This is a genomic window from Streptomyces sp. NBC_01210 (genome assembly GCF_036010325.1).
GTDB lineage: Bacteria > Actinomycetota > Actinomycetes > Streptomycetales > Streptomycetaceae > Streptomyces.
Genome location: NZ_CP108549.1, coordinates 3,402,923 through 3,418,033, shown reverse-complemented (window position 1 = coordinate 3,418,033; position 15,111 = coordinate 3,402,923). Strand labels below are relative to the sequence as shown.

The window sequence follows — 15,111 nt, the reverse complement described above, 5'->3', positions numbered from 1 at the left end:
GTTCCCAAAGTTTCGGACATGACGAAGGCCCGACCTGTTCTCACAGGTCGGGCCTTGATCATTCAGGGTGAGTAACGGGACTCGAACCCGCGACATCCTGGACCACAACCAGGTGCTCTACCAGCTGAGCTATACCCACCACGACCGGTCTTTCTCCCGACCGGCCGAGAAAAAGTGTACAGGGTCGGGGAGGGTGCTCGCGCCCGGGTTGTTGCGGGCCTGACGCGGGACTCACGTCCGCGTCAGGCCCGCCTCACTCCACTGGCAGAACGTGCTTCGCCGCGATCGCCTTCGCGGTGTCCGAGTCGGGTCCGGGCTGCGGTACGAAGACCGCCTCACGGTAGTAGCGCAGCTCCGCGATGGATTCGCGGATGTCCGCCAGCGCCCGGTGGTTGCCGTTCTTCTCCGGACTGTTGAAGTACGCCCTCGGGAACCAGCGGCGAGCCAGTTCCTTGACCGAGGAGACATCGACGATCCGGTAGTGGAGGTAGTCCTCCAGCGTCGGCATGTCTCGCAGCAGGAAGCCGCGGTCGGTACCGACCGAGTTTCCGCACAGCGGGGCCTTGCCGGGCTCCTTGACGTGCTCGCGTACGTACGCCAGGACCTGCGCCTCGGCGTCCGCGAGCGTGGTACCGCCCGCGAGCTCCTCGAGGAGGCCCGAGGCGGTGTGCATCTGCCGCACCACCTCGGGCATCGTCTCCAGCGCAGCGTCCGGCGGGCGGATCACAATGTCCACCCCTTCACCGAGCACGTTCAGTTCCGAGTCGGTGACCAGTGCGGCCACCTCGATGAGTGCGTCTTCCGTCAACGAGAGCCCGGTCATCTCGCAGTCGATCCACACCATGCGATCGTTCATGCGTCCTACCTTATGGCGCACTCCGCTGGCCGGGCAGGCTCGGACGGCCGTGACCTGTCGCGTACGCCTCGGAACTGGTCTTGCTGAGCTCCGGCGGCGCGGCCGAGACGGCGGCAGGACCGGACGGTCCCGTCGCCGCGGCCGCACGTCTGGCCTGCGGCGAGGCCTGCGCCGGCAGGACCGGCTCCACCACCGGGGCCGGGGCGGACTCGCTCTGCGGACGGCGCACCCGGTAGGCGGCCCGGTACGCGGCCGGGGATGAGCCCAGCTGGCGCCGGAAATGGCCACGCAGGGCCACCGGGGAGCGGAAGCCGCAGCGGCCCGCGACCTCGTCGACCGAGTAGTCGGAGGTCTCGAGCAGCCGCTGGGCCTGCAGCACCCGCTGGGTGATCAGCCATTGCAGCGGCGCGCTGCCGGTGAGCGAGCGGAATCGCCGGTCGAACGTCCGTCGGCTCATGTACGCCCGCGCGGCAAGAGTCTCCACGTCGAACTGTTCATGGAGATGCTCCAGTGCCCACGAAACGACCTCAGCCAGCGGGTCCGACCCGATTTCCTCTGGTAAAGACCTGTCCAGATAGCGCTCCTGCCCGCCACTGCGCCGCGGCGGCACGACCAGCCGGCGGGCCAGTGCCCCGGCCGCCTCGGTGCCGTGATCCGTACGCACGATGTGCAGGCAGAGATCGATTCCGGCCGCCGTGCCCGCGGAGGTGAGCACATCGCCGTCGTCGACGAAGAGCTCGCGCGGATCCACATGGACGGACGGATACCGCTTGGCGAGTGTCGGCGCGTACATCCAGTGCGTGGTCGCCGGTCGGCCATCGAGCAGACCGGCCGCGGCGAGTACGAATGCACCAGTGCACAGTCCGACGATTCTGGCTCCCTCCTCGTGCGCTCTGCGCAAGGCGTCGAGCGCCTCGACCGGTGGCGGTGACGTGATCGACCGCCAGGCCGGCACGACGACGGTGCCTGCTCTCCCTATCGCCTCCAGGCCGTACGGCGCGGTCAGTTCCAGCCCGCCGGTGGTCCGCAGCGGGCCCTCCTCGCCACCGCAGACAAGCAGCCGATAACGGGGAACTCCGGCGTCCTGACGGTCAATTCCGAACACCGAGAGTGGGATGGAACTTTCAAAAATGGGGCCGCCGCTGAACAGCAGCACTGCGACGACTTCCCGGCGCCGGCGCCCGGAGAGCTTACGTGCCACCTCCGGTGCGGCGGAGTCCTGACTCATGACGCTAAGCCCCCCTCGGTGTTCGCGTCTCCCCGTTCGTTTCGGGCCTCTCGCTCCTGCACGTTTCCCCTCGGTTTTGCACGAGTCCCCAGCCTTAGATACTCATGATCGAATCTACTGCGTCCCGTGGCGCCGCCGTGACAAGTTCGGCATGCCCCGCTATGTCGACTTGGCAACTTGGCGCGAAGCATTCGATCACGAAGCGTTCCACTCGTGGGCCGCGCAGGGAAGTGTGCATCGCATGCATGGCCCGTCCCCGTAGGGTGCGCGGGCCGCGAATGGTCCTTTCTTCCCTGGTGGCAAGGGGGTTGGCAGGCCATTTCGCCAAGAGGAGGCTACAGGCGCGAAGTTGGCTGAAAACGTATGGGTCCGAGTGTGTGAACCCGTCAGTCTCCGGGCGTACTTCCCGCCCCGTGCCGACGGCTCCGGGCCCCCGGGGCGGTCCTGGCGCGTTTCCGGCGGGCCGGTGTCGATTCGGCCGCGCGGGCGCGGGCCGCGCTGCGCTCGGACTGGCGCAGCAGCACCCGGCAGGCGGCGGTCACGGCGGCGAGGCCGAGGGCCGCGGCGGCTGCCCCGCCGACGGAGGTGCCGTACACGACCAGTACGACAGGGACCAGCAGACAGCTGAACGCCGCCCAGCGGACCACCTGGCTCGCCGACTCGCACGAGGACGACCACGGGTGTGAGGAACGCGAAGCGTGTTCGGCCGGCGCGGCGGTCGCGTCCGGCGCCCGGCGCGGCGCCCGGCGCCGTCCGTGCTGACGGGTCGGGGAGGGTGCGGGGGCCGGGGCGGACGGTCGTGCGGGCACGGAAGCTCCCTGGAGGCGGCGGGGTGACCGAGGTGCCAACGAGGAGCGGAGCCTTCCGGTCACTGGGACCGACGTCCGTATGCACCTATGGACGCCGGAGACGCCTGCGGGCGCCGGTAGCGGGGTGTAGACGGCTGTATACACCAAGCGGCATTGCGCTCCGGGGCGGGCTCGGGCATGCTCCCTGGAACGCCGCGTATGGGCGGGCAGGCTCTGGGCAGGAGAGGAGTGTCGCCGTACCCTTGGGGGTATGGGGTTGGGAAGATGATTCCCGGACACAGCTCCGCCGCCATGCCAACCGACGCACCCTCCCTTGACGATCCCTCTCAAGAGGACCTTCTTCGCCGAGACACCGATGGCCGGTCACGAAATCCCCGAACCCGCGGACCGCAAGCAGGTAGCCGACCCCCTGTCGGATCTGCAAGCGGCAGAAGAGACATGTCATTCCTGCGATCCAGCCTTCCGGCACGGAGTCGTCGTCGGCTTCGACGGATCGACCTCCAGTGAGCGGGCGCTCGCGTACGCCATCGGAATGGCGAGACGATCCGGCTCGGGCCTGATCATCGTGCATGTCGCCAATCGGCTGCCGACCACCGTCTGGGCGGGCTGTGAGCCCCCGGTCTTCGTGGACGTCCCCGATCACCGCACCGAGGTGCTCGGTCTGGAGCTGGCCTGCGCGGACTATCTCACCGAGGTGCCGTGGATCCTGGTCGAGCGCGGCGGCGACATCTGCCATGAGCTCGAAGAGGTCGGCAAGGAGTATTCGGCCGACGCGATCGTGGTCGGCTCCACGCACGGCATCGTCGGGCGCATCTTCGGTTCGGTGGCGGGACGGCTGGCGCGGCGCGCGCAGCGTCCGGTCATCGTGATCCCGTGATCCGCATTCCGTAACCGATATCCAGTGACCGATATCCCGTAACTGATGTCCCGTAACCGGTGTTCCGCGATCCCGTAGATCGACGTTATCCCGCGTACGCCCAGTCGTGGCTGTCTCGTAATCGCGGCTTCGGTGCAGGTGAAGCGGCGTCAAATCCCTCTGCGCGAACGGAAATCTACTGGTGCGTAGAGGTGGATTGTGCGCTTGTGAAGGGTACATAGCGGTCGCTGGGTAGCAGCACAACTGCACAGGACACGAAGGGAGCCCGCCGTGGACAACGACGTCTCTGCGGGAAGCGCTACTTCTACTTCGACTCTCGGCCATCTCGCGCTCGGACTGACCCTGCTGGCATTCGGCGTCGGCAACACCGGTGTGATCGACAATGTCGCCGCGGCTGATGCCTCCTCACTCGCCACCTGGGTCGGCGGCGTCGCACTGTTCATAGTCGGCCTGCTCGAGTTCCGCGCGGGCAACGCCGGTACGGGCACGGCGTTCTCGGGCCTCGGCGCCTTCTGGTTCACCTGGGGCACCGGCGTCGGCACCGAGGTCTCCGCCGAGGCGGCAGGTCTCTTCCTGCTGCTGTGGGCGCTGCTCGCGCTGACCCTGACAGCCGCGTCCGCGGGGAGCGGAATGTTCGGACAGGGCGTGTACGGGCTGCTGTTCGTCTCGCTGCTGCTGCTCGGCATCGCCTCGTTCGCGGAGAACGACGGGCTGGCGAAGGCGGGCGGCTGGGTCGGCTCGGTCGCGGGTCTGGCGGCCTGGTACGGCGCGACGGCCGCACTCGCCAAGTGGCCCACGTTCTCGGGACGCGCTGCCGGCCGGGGAGTGACGGCCACCGGCTGAGGCAGCCACAAGCCGGTGCTCTAGGGCTGCACCGGCTTACGAAAAGGCGGTCCCCCCGCGCGTATCGGTGGCAACGCGCGGGGGGACCGCCTGTGTCCGGCTGCGTCCCGGGGCCGTATCCCCGGGCGCTCGGCTCTACTACTCGACCGTGACGGACTTCGCCAGGTTGCGCGGCTTGTCGATGTCACGGCCCATGGCCAGCGCCGTGTGGTACGCGAACAGCTGGAGCGGGATGCCCATCAGGATCGGGTCCAACTCGTGCTCGTTCTTCGGCACGACGATGGTGTGGTCGGCCTTCTCCTGCTCGCGGTGCGCGACGGCGAGGATCTTGCCGCTGCGGGCCTTGATCTCCTCCAGGGCCGCGCGGTTCTTCTCCAGCAGGTCGTCGTCCGGGACGATCGCGACCGTCGGCAGCGCCGGCTCGATCAGCGCCAGCGGGCCGTGCTTGAGCTCCGAGGCCGGGTACGCCTCGGCGTGGATGTAGGAGATCTCCTTGAGCTTCAGGGAGGCCTCCAGCGCCACCGGGTAGCCGCGCACCCGGCCGATGAACATCATCGACTTGGCGCCCGCGTACTCCTCGGCCAGCTTCTTGATGTCTGCCTCGGACTCGAGGATCTCGCTGATCTGCTCGGGCAGCTTGCGCAGGCCCTCGATGATCCGCTTGCCGTCGGTCACGGAGAGGTCGCGGATGCGGCCGAGGTGCAGCGCCAGCAGCGCGAAGGCGACCACCGTGTTGGTGAAGCACTTGGTGGAGACGACGCAGACCTCGGGACCGGCGTGGACGTACACACCGCCGTCGGCCTCGCGGGCGATCGCCGAGCCGACGACATTCACCACGCCGAGGACGCGCGCGCCCTTGCGCTTGAGCTCCTGGACGGCGGCGAGCACGTCGTACGTCTCACCCGACTGGGAGACCGCGATGTAGAGGGTGTCGGGGTCCACGACCGGGTTGCGGTAGCGGAACTCGGAGGCCGGCTCGGCGTCCGCGGGGATGCGGGCGAGGCCTTCGATCAGCCCGGCGCCGATCATGCCGGCGTGGTACGAGGTGCCGCAGCCGAGGATCTTGATCCGGCGCACGCCGCGTGCCTCACGCGCGTCCAGGTTCAGGCCGCCCAGGTGCACGGTGGAGAACCGGTCGTCGATGCGGCCGCGCAGCACGCGGTCCACGGCGTCGGCCTGCTCGGAGATCTCCTTGTGCATGTACGTGTCATGGCCGCCCATGTCGTACGACTCGGCCTCCCACTCCACGGTGGTCGGCGTGGCCGTCGTGCGCGAACCCTCGGTGGTGTACGTGCGGAAGTCGTCGGCCTTGAGGGTGGCCATCTCGCCGTCGTCGAGGGTGACGATCTGGCGGGTGTGGGCGACCAGCGCGGCGACGTCGGAGGCGACGAACATCTCCTTCTCGCCGATGCCGAGGACGACCGGGGAGCCGTTGCGGGCGACGACGATGCGGTCGTTGAAGTCGGCGTGCATCACGGCGACGCCGTAGGTGCCCTCGACCAGCTTCAGCGACTGGCGGACCTTCTCCTCCAGGGTCTCCGCCTGGGAGCGGGCGATGAGGTGGGTCAGGACCTCGGTGTCCGTCTCGGAGAGGAAGACGACGCCGTCGGCGACGAGCTTGGCGCGCAGCTCGGAGGCGTTGTCGATGATGCCGTTGTGGACGATCGCGACCTTGTTCTCGGGGTCGAGGTGGGGGTGTGCGTTCTCGTCGCTCGGGGCGCCGTGGGTGGCCCAACGGGTGTGGGCGATGCCGGTGGTGCCGGCGAAGCGCTTGGGGACACGGGCCTCCAGGTCACGGACCCGGCCCTTGGCCTTGACCATCTTCAGCCCGGCGGTCTTGGGGCTGGTGATCACGATGCCCGCGGAGTCGTAACCCCGGTACTCCAGCCGCTGCAGGCCTTCCAGCAGCAGCGGTGCCACATCACGCTTGCCGATGTAACCGACAATTCCGCACATAAAGTCTTTCCCCTCCATGGGTCAGTGGTGTGCCCGGCCGACCGGTCAGCCGTAGACGATGCGGCGCAGCTGGCGGAGCGAGAGCTCCGGCGGCGCCACGGCGCGGTGCGGCAGTTCGGCCGCGATCCGCTCGAAGATCTCCGTGTTCGCCAGACCACCGGACTGCAGCTCGCGGTGGCGGCGGCGGACGAATTCTTCGGTCTTCTCGTCGAAGTACGCCAGCACGTCGAGTACCACCCGGGCTGCCTCACCGCGCTGGAGCGCGGTGCTGCGCACCAGGTGGTCGATGAGTTCGTCGTGTGACGATGGGCGGCGTTCGAGCACCCGTAGATATTGCTGGGTGACCTACGGTGTTTGCAAGAATCCTGCCCGATTCCGGGCAGATGTCACTCAGAGGCGCTTCAGAACGGCCTGTTTGGCGGTCGCGAACTCGTCGTCCGTCAGTATCCCAGCCTGATGCAGCTCACCCAGTTCACGCAGTCGGCGCAGCAGCGCGTCATGATCGTCGCCGGACGGCGTGGCGGCGGGTGCGGGTGCGCCCGGCGCGAGCCGCGGGGGAGTGTCGACGGGCGCCGGGGCGTACGGATGCGGCATACGGGCCACCACGGCCGCCGCGACCAGCGCCATCAGCGGGTCCTTGCGGAAGCCCCACAGCTCCACGGCGTGCGGGTCGTACTTGGGCGGGGCCTTCGTCGGGGCCTTGGTCACGGCGAAGCGCAGATAGCCGTTCTCCAGGCCGACGGAGGGCAGCCACTCCACCGATTCCACATCCTCGAGCGCGAGCGTGCGCGGGCCGACCGAGGACTTGGACTCCTCGGTCTTCCAGTTCCAGTCCAGCCGGATCCGCTCCCCGTCGAAGGTGGCGGTGCCGTCGCCCGCGCCGACGGTGATCGGGAGAGCGGGCCCGGGCAGCAGATAGCCGGTGACAGGGCTGGTCTCCACCTGGTCGAGCAGCAGGGCGTTGCGCACGGCGTCGACGAAGTACTCGGCGACGCCGGTCCGGTCGTTCTCCACCGTCAGCCGGTAGGGGTCGGAGCCGTCCTCCAGCTTGCCGCCGGTGATCTGAAGGAGCGGGTCGGCGCCGTTGCGCAGCCGCAGCCGCAGCCGTCCCGACTTCTTGCCCGGCTCGAAGGAGATCCCGGCGAGCGCCGCCAGGGGTACGGCGACTTCACCGAGGGTCTTCCGCAGCAGGCTCACGCCTTTGTCGCTGCCGGGCACGATGCGCACCGTGTCCCCGTCGAAGGTCCACGTGCCGTCCTTCTGGATGATTTCCGCCATGCGGGGATTCTCGCACCGGCGTGGGCGTACGTGGGTTCGCCCAGGGCGAGTTGGCGAGGACCCCGGCCCAGGTGATTCCTGCCGGGTCCGGGGGATGCGCAGTGTGGTCCACACCTTGACCGGAGTTGGGGCTCGCGGTACGCATGATGACTGCCGTTCGGTTGCTCAGCACCACAGTTGCGACGCCCGTCGAAGGGACCCAGCCTGTGAGACAGCCCAGAACGTTCCCCCGTCTGTTCGGTTCGCTGCTGCTCGTCGTGGCGGCAGGGATCTCCACCGTCGGGGCCGTGCCCGCGGGTGCGGAACCGGCTCCCGCCGTCCGCCCGCTCGGCCGGATCGTCCCCGCGCCCGCCTCCGTGCAGCCGGGCGGAGCGCCGTACACCCTCACCCCGTGGACCCGTATCCGCGTCGACGACCACTCCCGCGAGGCACGGCAGATCGGCACGTACCTCGCCCGGATCCTGCGGCCCTCCACCGGCTACGCCCTGCCCGTCACCGACGACCACCTCCCCGGCGGCATCCAGCTGCGGTTGAGCCCCCGGGACCAGGGCCTGGGTGAGGAGGGCTACCGGCTGGAGTCCACGCGCGGCTCGCTCACCCTCACCGCCCACAAGCCCGCCGGGCTCTTCCACGCCGTCCAGACGCTGCGGCAGCTGCTGCCGGCCTCGGTGGAGAAGGACAGCAGACAGCAGGTGCCGTGGAAGGTCGCGGGCGGCACCATCACCGACACCCCGAGGTACGCCTACCGAGGCGCGATGCTCGATGTCTCACGGCACTTCTTCACCGTCGACCAGGTCAAGCGCTATATCGACCAGCTGGCGCTCTACAAGATCAACAAACTGCATCTGCATCTCTCCGACGACCAGGGCTGGCGGATCGCCATCGACTCCTGGCCGCGTCTCGCCACGTACGGCGGCTCCACCCAGGTCGGCGGCGGACACGGCGGCCACTACACCAAGAAGGACTACCAGGAGATCCTCGGCCACGCCGCCTCGCGCTATCTGGAGGTCGTCCCCGAGATCGACATGCCGGGACACACCAACGCGGCGCTCGCCTCGTACGCCGAGCTGAACTGCTCCGGCATCGCGCCGCCCCTCTACACCGGCACCGACGTCGGCTTCAGCTCGCTGTGCGTGCCCAAGCCCGTGACGTACAACTTCGTGGACGACGTGGTACGTGAGCTGGCGGCGCTCACCCCCGGCAGATACCTCCACATCGGCGGCGACGAGGCCCACTCCACCAGCCACGCCGACTATGTGGCGTTCATGGACAAGGTGCAGCCGATCGTCGCCAAGTACGGGAAGACCGTGGTCGGCTGGCATCAGCTGACCGGCGCCACACCGGCGAAGGGAGCGCTCGCCCAGTACTGGGGCCTGGACGGCACGAGCGACGCCGAGAAGGCGCAGGTCGCGCGGGCGGCGCGGAACGGCACCGGGCTGATCCTGTCGCCCGCCGACCGGGTCTACCTCGATATGAAGTACAACAAGGACACGCCGCTCGGCCTGGACTGGGCCGGCTTTGTGGAGGTGCGGCGCTCCTACGACTGGGACCCGGCGACGTATCTGCCGGGCGCGCCCGGATCCGCGGTCGCGGGTGTCGAGGCGCCGCTCTGGTCGGAGACGATCTCCACCAGCGACCACATCGAGTTCATGGCCTTCCCGAGGCTGCCGGGGGTTGCGGAGCTGGGGTGGTCGCCGGCGTCCACGCATGACTGGGAGGCGTACAAGGTGCGGTTGGCGGCGCAGGGGCCGAGGATGGCGGCGCTCGGGATCGACTTCTACCGCTCGCCGCAGGTGCCCTGGCCTTCGGCCTGAGCCCGACCCCCGGGACTCCGCCCCGGGGCCCTGCGCCTCAATCGCCGGCGGGGCTGGGTGGTCGTCATGGTCAGGCGACCTTCTTCGCCGTCTCGATGGCCTTGGCCAGGTCCTCGAGGATCGGCGCGCACTTGTCGTACGAGTAGATGGGCTCGGTGACGCGCGGGAAGACCTGTTCGGCCTTGACCGCGGGCAGCTCGGCCCAGGTCGGCTTGGAGGTGAGTGCGGCGGGCTGCAGGGCCGAGGAGCGGTTGTCCATGATGATGATGTCGGCGCCGTACTTGCCGACGTTCTCCCAGCTGAGCTCCTCGAAGAAGCCCTGGGCGTTCGCCTTCGGCTCGACGAACCTCACGCCCAGCTCCTGGAAGTACAGGGTGTCGGCGGACATCTTCGGCACGGAGACGTAGAAGAGGTCCTGGCTGGCGGAGCCGATGAGCACCTTGATGTCCGGCTTGGCCTTGGCGGCCGCGCGCAGCCGGGCCGCGGCCTTCTCGAAGCGGGCCTTGGCGGCAGCGGCCTGCTTGCCCTTGACGTCACCGCCGAGGGACTCGGCGAGCTCGGCGTGGCGCTGCAGCGCCTTCTGCATGGTGGTTCCGGCCGCCCACAGCAGAACGCTGGGAGCCAGCTTCATGATCTTGTCCTTGGACTGCGGCGGGACGTACCACGGGTCGTCCTTGGCCCACATGTTGGTGATCAGCAGCTCGGGGCTCAGGGCCGCGTACTGCTCGATCTTGAACTCGCCGTAGACATTGCCGATGATCTCGACCTTGTTGATGTCGAGGTCGCCGGCCTGGACGTCGGGCTTGTCGTCCTTGCCCTTGGTCGGGCCGAAGACGCCCTTGACCTCGACGCCGTAGTCGTACAGGGCCGCGGCGGTGCCGATGAACGCGACGATGTTCCTCGGGGTCGTCTTCAACTGGACGTTCGTGCCGCGGTCGTCCTTGAAGGACCAGGGGCCGGACTTCTCGGCGGCCTTGCCCGAGCCGCCCTTGTCGTCGCTCTTGCCGCAGGCGGCGAGCGCGATGCCGAGCCCGAGGGCGCTGCCCGCGGCGAGCACGCCGCGACGGGTGAGACGGGAAGGACGGGCGTTGGGCATGATGATGTCCGTTTTCGTGCGTGCCGGTTCGGCCACTGGCAGTTCGAAAGGTAGGTTAGCCTAACCTTATCTTCTGTCCAGCGGGCGTCTGCCGCGATGCGCACATCGAGGCCCGATGCGCAGACCGGACCCCGAAAGGCGGCCCGCAGCCGGTCCGAAGGCGGCCCGAACGAGAACGGGGGGCGACCCTTTCCGGGCTGCCCCCCGTTCACGCGCGCGTCAGCCGGACAGGCCCAACTCCCGTGCGATCAGCATCCGCTGGACCTCGCTCGTGCCCTCGCCGATCTCCAGGATCTTGGAGTCCCGCCACATCCTGGCCACCGGGTACTCGTTCATGAAGCCGTAGCCGCCATGGATCTGGGTGGCCTCGCGGGCGTTGTCGACGGCGACGGTCGACGAGTACAGCTTCGCCAGCGCCGCCTCCTTCTTGAACGGCTCACCCTGGACGAGACGCGAGGCCGCGTCCCGCCAGCCGACCCGGGCCATATGCGCCCGCATCTCCATGTCGGCGATCTTGAACTGGATCGCCTGGTTGGCGCCGATTGGCCTTCCGAAGGCGTGTCGCTCCTTGGCGTACTTCACGGACTCGTCCACACAGCCCTGCGCGAGCCCGGTCGCCAGCGCCGAGATGGCGATCCGGCCCTCGTCGAGGATCCGCAGGAACTGGGCGTATCCGCGGCCCTCCTCGCCGAGCAGGTTGGCGAGCGGCACCCGGACGTCGTCGAAGGACAGTTCGCGGGTGTCCGAGGCGTTCCACCCGACCTTGGAGTAGGGCGCGGCGACGGTGAAGCCGGGAGTGCCGGACGGGACGATGATCGAGGAGATCAGCGGCTTGCCGTCGGGCGTGCGGCCGGTGACCGCCGTGACGGTCACCAGGCCCGTGATGTCCGTACCGGAGTTGGTGATGAAGCACTTGGAGCCGTTGATGACCCACTCGTCGCCGTCCCGGACGGCCGTCGTCCTTGTGCCCCCCGCGTCCGAGCCGGCGCCGGGCTCGGTCAGCCCGAACGCGCCGAGCAGCTCGCCCGAGCAGAGCCGCGGCAGCCACTCCTGCTTCTGCTCCTCCGTGCCGAAGCGGTAGACCGGCATCGCGCCCAGCGAGACGCCCGCCTCGAGCGTGATCGCGACGGACGAGTCGACGCGCGCCAGCTCCTCGAGGGCGATGCCGAGGGCGAGATAGTCGCCGCCCATGCCGCCGTACTCCTCGGGGAAGGGCAGTCCGAACAGGCCCATCCGGCCCATCTCGCGGACGATCTCGTACGGGAACTCATGGCGCTCGTAGAAGTCGCCGATCTTCGGTGCGACGACGTCGTGCGCGAACGCCTCGACGGTGCGGCGCAGTTCCTCGTGTTCAGGGGTGAGGCGATGGTCGAGCGACATTGCTACGACTCCTTGTGGGAGAGGGCACGCACGGTGCGGGAGGGGCTTGGACGGCCCAGCTGTTCGGCCATCCACGCGCTGGTGGCGGTGAGCCGGCCGAGGTCGACCCCGGATTCGATGCCGAGGCCGTCGAGCATCCACACGAGGTCTTCGGTGGCGAGGTTTCCGGTCGCGCTCTTCGCGTACGGGCAGCCGCCGAGGCCGCCCGCGGAGGCGTCCACGGTGGTCACACCGTGCTGGAGCGCGGCGAAGGTGTTGGAGAGGGCCTGCCCGTAGGTGTCGTGGAAGTGCACGCCGATCGCCGAGGTGGGCACGCCCTCCTCGTTGAGCTCGGCGAGCAGGCTCTGCACATGGCCGGGCGTGGCCACGCCGATGGTGTCGCCGAGACTCAGTTCGTCGCAGCCGAGGTCCATCAGCTGCTTGGCGACCCGGACGACCTGGTGGACCGGGACCGGGCCCTCCCACGGGTCGCCGAAGCACATGGAGAGATAGCCGCGGACATGGATCTTGTCGGCGCGGGCCTTGGCGACGACCGGCTCGAACATGGCGAGCGACTCGCCGACGGTGCGGTTGAGATTGCGCTGCGCGAAGGTCTCGGTCGCCGATCCGAACACGGCGATCCGGCGCGCACCGAGGGCCGTTGCCCGCTCGAGCCCGCGTTCGTTCGGTACGAGGACGGGCAGCGCGACGCCTTCGATGTCGCCGAGCAGCGGGAACAGCTGCTCGGCGTCGGCGAGTTGGGGCACCCACTTGGGGTGGACGAAGCTGGTCGCCTCGATCGTCGTCAGACCGGCGTCGGCGAGCCGGTGGATGAACTCGGCCTTGACCTCGGTCGGAACGACCGTTTTCTCGTTCTGCAGCCCGTCGCGGGCGCCGACCTCGTGGATACGGACGCGGGGCGGCAGATCCTGCACGGGAACGGCCATGGGCAGCCCGTCGGTCATGCGTCCTCCCTCGGGGTGACGACCGCCAGGATCTGGTCCATGGCGACGGTCGAGCCGGGTGTGACGTCCAGCTCGGTGACGGTGCCGGCGTGCGGGGCGGAGATGACGTGTTCCATCTTCATCGCCTCGACGACCAGCAGACTCTGGCCCGCGTCGACCTCGTCCCCGACGGCGACCTTCACCACGGTGACGGTGCCCGGCATCGGTGCGGCCAGGGTGTCGGCGCCGGCGTGCGCGGCGCCGCTCAGGGAGGCCTCGACCGGGTCGTGGTCCAGGACGTGCCAGCTGTCGCCGTCCTGGCCGAGCCAGGTCCCCTCCGGGGAGGGGGCGTGGGTGAAGGTGTGGGTGACGCCGTCGAGTTCGATCGTCACCCGGCCGGGCTCGAGCGCGACAAGGCGGATGCCGGCCCCCCGGCCGGGCAGCTCCGCACCGGCCGCCGCCGCGGCTTCGCCGAGCGCGATCTCCGTGGTTCCGGCCACCGCGCGCGTGCGCACATGCACCGGGTCGCGGCCAGGGATACGGAAGTCATGGACCGTCCAGGCGGGGGTGCCGCCCAGGCGCCAGGCGTTCGACACCGAGAAGGGGTCCACCCAGCCCGCACCCCGCCGCGGACTCAGCCCGGCCAGTCGTACCGCCGCGGCCGCCGCGTACACCTCGTCCGGGACACCTTCCGGGACCAGGTCGTCCGCCTCGCGCTCCACCAGGCCCGTGTCCAGGTCGCCGGAGACCACCGACCCGTGGGCCAGCAGACGGCGCAGGAAGCCCGCGTTCGTCGGGACGCCGAGGGTGACCGTGTCCGCGAGAGCCGCGCGCAGTCTGCGCAGGGCGGTCGGGCGGTCCGGGCCGTACGCGATGACCTTCGACAGCATCGGGTCGTACAGGCTGCCGACCTCCGTGCCCTCGGCCAGGCCCGAGTCGGTGCGCACCCCGTCGCCCTGCGGCTCGTGCAGCGCGAGGACCGTGCCGCCCGAGGGCAGGAAGCCGCGTGCGGGGTCCTCCGCGCAGACACGGGCCTCGACCGCATGGCCCGTGAGGCTGATGTCCTCCTGCGCGAAGGGCAGTTGCTCGCCCGCCGCGACCCGCAGTTGCCACTCGACCAGGTCCAGGCCGGTGATGAGCTCCGTCACCGGGTGCTCGACCTGGAGGCGGGTGTTCATCTCCATGAAGTAGTACGCGGACGGGTCATGGCCAGGGACGATGAACTCCACCGTGCCCGCGCCCCGGTAGCCGCACGAGCGGGCCGCCTGGACCGCGGCCTCGCCCATCGCGGCGCGGGTCTTCTCGTCCAGCAGGACGCTCGGCGCCTCCTCGATGATCTTCTGGTGGCGGCGCTGCAACGAGCACTCGCGCTCGCCGAGGTGGACCACATGGCCGTGGCCGTCCGCCAGGACCTGGATCTCGATATGCCGGGGCCGGTCGATCCACCGCTCCACAAGGAGGGTGTCGTCGCCGAAGGAGGCACGGGCCTCACGGCGGGCCGACGCGATCTCCTCGAGCAGCGCCGATTCCACCCGGGTGAGCCGCATGCCCTTGCCGCCGCCGCCCGCCGATGGCTTCAGCAGCACCGGCATTCCGATCTCACGGGCGGCAGCCGCCAGTTGATCGTCCGTCAGTCCCGAACCGGACGAGCCCGGCACCACCGGGACGCCCGCCGCCTGCACCGTCTCCTTGGCGCGGATCTTGTCGCCCATCAGCGAGATCGCCGAGGCGGGCGGGCCGATGAAGACCAGGCCGGCGTCGGCGCAGGCCTGCGCGAAGCCCGCGTTCTCGGCGAGGAAGCCGTAGCCCGGGTGGACCGCCTCGGCGCCGGTCCGGGCCGCGGCCTCCAGCAGGCGCTCCACACAGAGATAGCTCTCGGCCGCGGGCGCCGGGCCGATACGGACCGCCGTGTCCGCCTCCCGTACATGCCGTGCGTCCGCGTCCGCGTCGCTGAAGACGGCGACCGATCGGATGCCCATCGCGCGCAGGGTGCGGATGACCCGTACCGCGATCTCGCCTCGGTTGGCGACCAGGACAGTGCTGAACATGGA

Annotated in this window: 13 protein-coding genes and 1 tRNA gene; 3 read left to right on the top strand and 11 right to left on the bottom strand. The window is 69.5% G+C overall.

The genetic code is table 11. The annotated features are described in order from the left end of the window. Positions 1-66 precede the first annotated feature (66 nt). From OG735_RS15340 to OG735_RS15325, 4 genes are all read right to left on the bottom strand, one after another. Positions 67-139 (bottom strand) — tRNA-His (locus OG735_RS15340). A 114-nt stretch (positions 140-253) separates the two neighbouring features. Next, positions 254-856 (bottom strand): oligoribonuclease, encoded by a 603-nt coding sequence (orn, locus tag OG735_RS15335; protein ID WP_327323734.1) that lies wholly within the window; start codon positions 854-856, stop codon positions 254-256. Between the two features lie 10 nt (positions 857-866). Continuing rightward, positions 867-2,084, bottom strand: coding sequence for a helix-turn-helix domain-containing protein (locus tag OG735_RS15330; protein WP_327323733.1), 1,218 nt, complete (start codon positions 2,082-2,084; stop codon positions 867-869). Positions 2,085-2,470: 386 nt separating this feature from the next. Further along, entirely contained in the window at positions 2,471-2,893 is a 423-nt protein-coding gene (locus tag OG735_RS15325; RefSeq protein WP_327323732.1) for a hypothetical protein, read from the bottom strand. 355 nt (positions 2,894-3,248) lie between these two features. Between OG735_RS15325 and OG735_RS15320 the strand changes: the two genes are divergently transcribed. Then, positions 3,249-3,770 carry a universal stress protein gene (locus tag OG735_RS15320; RefSeq protein WP_327328326.1) on the top strand — a complete coding sequence of 174 codons (522 nt, stop codon included), beginning with the start codon at positions 3,249-3,251 and terminating at the stop codon, positions 3,768-3,770. 270 nt (positions 3,771-4,040) lie between these two features. Next, on the top strand, positions 4,041-4,613 hold the full coding sequence (locus OG735_RS15315) for an acetate uptake transporter (RefSeq protein ID WP_327323731.1): 573 nt from the start codon (positions 4,041-4,043) through the stop codon (positions 4,611-4,613). Between the two features lie 138 nt (positions 4,614-4,751). Here the strand turns inward: OG735_RS15315 and glmS are convergent, their stop codons facing one another. The 3 genes from glmS to OG735_RS15300 all read right to left on the bottom strand — a co-directional run bounded on the left by glmS (position 4,752) and on the right by OG735_RS15300 (position 7,847). Next, positions 4,752-6,569, bottom strand: coding sequence for a glutamine--fructose-6-phosphate transaminase (isomerizing) (glmS, locus tag OG735_RS15310; RefSeq protein WP_327328325.1), 1,818 nt, complete (start codon positions 6,567-6,569; stop codon positions 4,752-4,754). 45 nt (positions 6,570-6,614) lie between these two features. Then, positions 6,615-6,893: a hypothetical protein gene (locus tag OG735_RS15305; RefSeq protein ID WP_327323730.1), complete on the bottom strand. Its 279-nt coding sequence runs from the start codon at positions 6,891-6,893 to the stop codon at positions 6,615-6,617. Positions 6,894-6,959: 66 nt separating this feature from the next. Beyond that, on the bottom strand, positions 6,960-7,847 hold the full coding sequence (locus OG735_RS15300; protein WP_327323729.1) for a DUF4429 domain-containing protein: 888 nt from the start codon (positions 7,845-7,847) through the stop codon (positions 6,960-6,962). A 146-nt stretch (positions 7,848-7,993) separates the two neighbouring features. Between OG735_RS15300 and OG735_RS15295 the strand changes: the two genes are divergently transcribed. Next, on the top strand, positions 7,994-9,661 hold the full coding sequence (locus tag OG735_RS15295; RefSeq protein ID WP_442812607.1) for a beta-N-acetylhexosaminidase: 1,668 nt from the start codon (positions 7,994-7,996) through the stop codon (positions 9,659-9,661). 70 nt (positions 9,662-9,731) lie between these two features. Here the strand turns inward: OG735_RS15295 and OG735_RS15290 are convergent, their stop codons facing one another. The 4 genes from OG735_RS15290 to OG735_RS15275 all read right to left on the bottom strand — a co-directional run bounded on the left by OG735_RS15290 (position 9,732) and on the right by OG735_RS15275 (position 15,108). After that, a complete protein-coding gene (locus tag OG735_RS15290) occupies positions 9,732-10,757 on the bottom strand; it encodes an ABC transporter substrate-binding protein (RefSeq protein WP_327323727.1) in 1,026 nt (341 codons plus the stop codon). Positions 10,758-10,976: 219 nt separating this feature from the next. Continuing rightward, complete coding sequence (locus OG735_RS15285; protein WP_327323726.1) at positions 10,977-12,137, bottom strand: acyl-CoA dehydrogenase family protein; 1,161 nt, start codon at positions 12,135-12,137, stop codon at positions 10,977-10,979. A 2-nt stretch (positions 12,138-12,139) separates the two neighbouring features. Beyond that, on the bottom strand, positions 12,140-13,081 hold the full coding sequence (locus OG735_RS15280; protein ID WP_327323725.1) for a hydroxymethylglutaryl-CoA lyase: 942 nt from the start codon (positions 13,079-13,081) through the stop codon (positions 12,140-12,142). Continuing rightward, a complete protein-coding gene (locus tag OG735_RS15275) occupies positions 13,078-15,108 on the bottom strand; it encodes an acetyl/propionyl/methylcrotonyl-CoA carboxylase subunit alpha (protein ID WP_327323724.1) in 2,031 nt (676 codons plus the stop codon). The genes OG735_RS15280 and OG735_RS15275 overlap by 4 nt, the downstream gene beginning before the upstream one ends. Positions 15,109-15,111 lie beyond the last annotated feature (3 nt).